This is a genomic window from Mesorhizobium sp. B3-2-1 (assembly GCF_006439515.1).
Taxonomy (GTDB): Bacteria; Pseudomonadota; Alphaproteobacteria; order Rhizobiales; family Rhizobiaceae; genus Mesorhizobium.
In genome coordinates this window covers 1-2,500 of sequence record NZ_VFTI01000061.1, presented here as the reverse complement: position 1 = coordinate 2,500, position 2,500 = coordinate 1, and the positions used below count along the sequence as shown (strand labels likewise).

At 53.4% G+C, this 2,500-nt stretch carries 1 rRNA gene (cut by a window edge); it reads left to right on the top strand.

From position 1 onward, the window contains the following. A 23S ribosomal RNA gene (locus FJW08_RS32085) occupies nucleotides 1-2,480 on the top strand (it extends 381 nt beyond the left edge of the window). Nucleotides 2,481-2,500: the final 20 nt, after the last annotated feature.

Sequence of the window (2,500 nt, the reverse complement as noted above, 5' to 3'; positions counted from 1 at the left end):
CAGTGGCGATTGAGAGACAAGCGGAACCTTCTGGAAAGTAGGGCCATAGTGGGTGACAGCCCCGTACGCGTAATGCAATCAATCGTCCTCGAGTAAGGCGGGACACGTGAAATCCTGTCTGAAATTGGGGGGACCACCCTCCAAGCCTAAGTACTCGTGCATGACCGATAGCGAACTAGTACCGTGAGGGAAAGGTGAAAAGCACCCCGACAAGGGGAGTGAAAGAGTACCTGAAACCGATTGCCTACAAACAGTGGGAGCCCGCAAGGGTGACCACGTACCTTTTGTATAATGGGTCAGCGACTTAGTGTGACGAGCAAGCTTAAACCGGTAGGTGTAGGCGCAGCGAAAGCGAGTCTGAACAGGGCGTTCAGTTCGTCGCATTAGACCCGAAACCGAGTGATCTAGCCATGAGCAGGTTGAAGGTAAGGTAACACTTACTGGAGGACCGAACCCATAACTGTTGCAATAGTTCGGGATGACTTGTGGCTAGGGGTGAAAGGCCAATCAAACTCGGAAATAGCTGGTTCTCCGCGAAATCTATTTAGGTAGAGCGTCGACCGAATACCCCAGGGGGTAGAGCACTGGATGGGCTAGGGGTCCTCACCGGATTACCAAACCTAACCAAACTCCGAATACCTGGGAGTACTAGTCGGCAGACACACGGCGGGTGCTAACGTCCGTCGTGAAAAGGGAAACAACCCTGACCTACAGCTAAGGTCCCCAAGTTATGGCTAAGTGGGAAAGGATGTGAGGATCCCAAAACAACCAGGATGTTGGCTTAGAAGCAGCCATCATTTAAAGAAAGCGTAACAGCTCACTGGTCTAAATAAGGGTCTTTGCGCCGAAAATGTAACGGGGCTAAAGCCATACACCGAAGCTTAGGGTTTGGTCCGCAAGGGCCAAGCGGTAGCGGAGCGTTCTGTAAGCTGATGAAGCCATACCCGTGAGGGGTGGTGGAGGTATCAGAAGTGCGAATGCTGACATGAGTAACGTAAGGGGAGTGAGAGACTCCCCCGCCGAAAGACCAAGGGTTCCTGCTTAAAGCTAATCTGAGCAGGGTTAGCCGGCCCCTAAGACGAGGCGGAAACGCGTAGTCGATGGGAACCACGTTAATATTCGTGGGCTTGGAGGTAGTGACGGATCATTGAGGTAGTCCAATCTTATCGGATTGAACGGGCTGCTGCGTGGTTCCAGGAAATAGCTCCTCCTTATAAACCGTACCCGAAACCGACACTGGTGGTCTGGTAGAGTATACCAAGGCGCTTGAGAGAACTATGCTGAAGGAACTCGGCAAATTGCACGCGTAACTTCGGAAGAAGCGTGACCCTTTTCTACGCAAGTAGAGGAGGGTGGCACAGACCAGGGGGTAGCGACTGTTTATCAAAAACACAGGGCTCTGCGAAGTCGCAAGACGACGTATAGGGTCTGACGCCTGCCCGGTGCTGGAAGGTTAAGAGGAGGGGTGCAAGCTCTGAATCGAAGCCCCAGTAAACGGCGGCCGTAACTATAACGGTCCTAAGGTAGCGAAATTCCTTGTCGGGTAAGTTCCGACCTGCACGAATGGCGTAACGACTTCCCCGCTGTCTCCAGCATAGACTCAGTGAAATTGAATTCCCCGTGAAGATGCGGGGTTCCTGCGGTTAGACGGAAAGACCCCGTGCACCTTTACTATAGCTTTACATTGGCATTCGTAGTGGCATGTGTAGGATAGGTGGTAGGCTTTGAAACCTGGGCGCCAGCTCAGGTGGAGCCACCCTTGAAATACCACCCTTATTACTATGGATGTCTAACCGCGGCCCGTTATCCGGGTCCGGGACAATGTATGGTGGGTAGTTTGACTGGGGCGGTCGCCTCCTAAAGAGTAACGGAGGCGCGCGATGGTGGGCTCAGAACGGTCGGAAATCGTTCGCTGAGTGCAATGGCATAAGCCTGCCTGACTGCGAGACTGACAAGTCGAGCAGAGACGAAAGTCGGTCATAGTGATCCGGTGGTCCCGCGTGGAAGGGCCATCGCTCAACGGATAAAAGGTACGCCGGGGATAACAGGCTGATGACCCCCAAGAGTCCATATCGACGGGGTTGTTTGGCACCTCGATGTCGACTCATCGCATCCTGGGGCTGGAGCAGGTCCCAAGGGTATGGCTGTTCGCCATTTAAAGCGGTACGTGAGTTGGGTTCAGAACGTCGTGAGACAGTTCGGTCCCTATCTGCCGTGGGTGTAGGAATATTGAAAGGATCTGTCCCTAGTACGAGAGGACCGGGATGGACGGATCTCTGGTGGACCTGTTGTGGCGCCAGCCGCATAGCAGGGTAGCTATATCCGGACGGGATAACCGCTGAAGGCATCTAAGCGGGAAACCCACCTTAAAACGAGTATTCCCTGAGAACCGTGGAAGACGACCACGTTGATAGGCCGGGTGTGGAAGAGCGGCAACGCTTGAAGCTTACCGGTACTAATAGTTCGATCGGCTTGATCGTTCTCATTCCTAATGTCCATC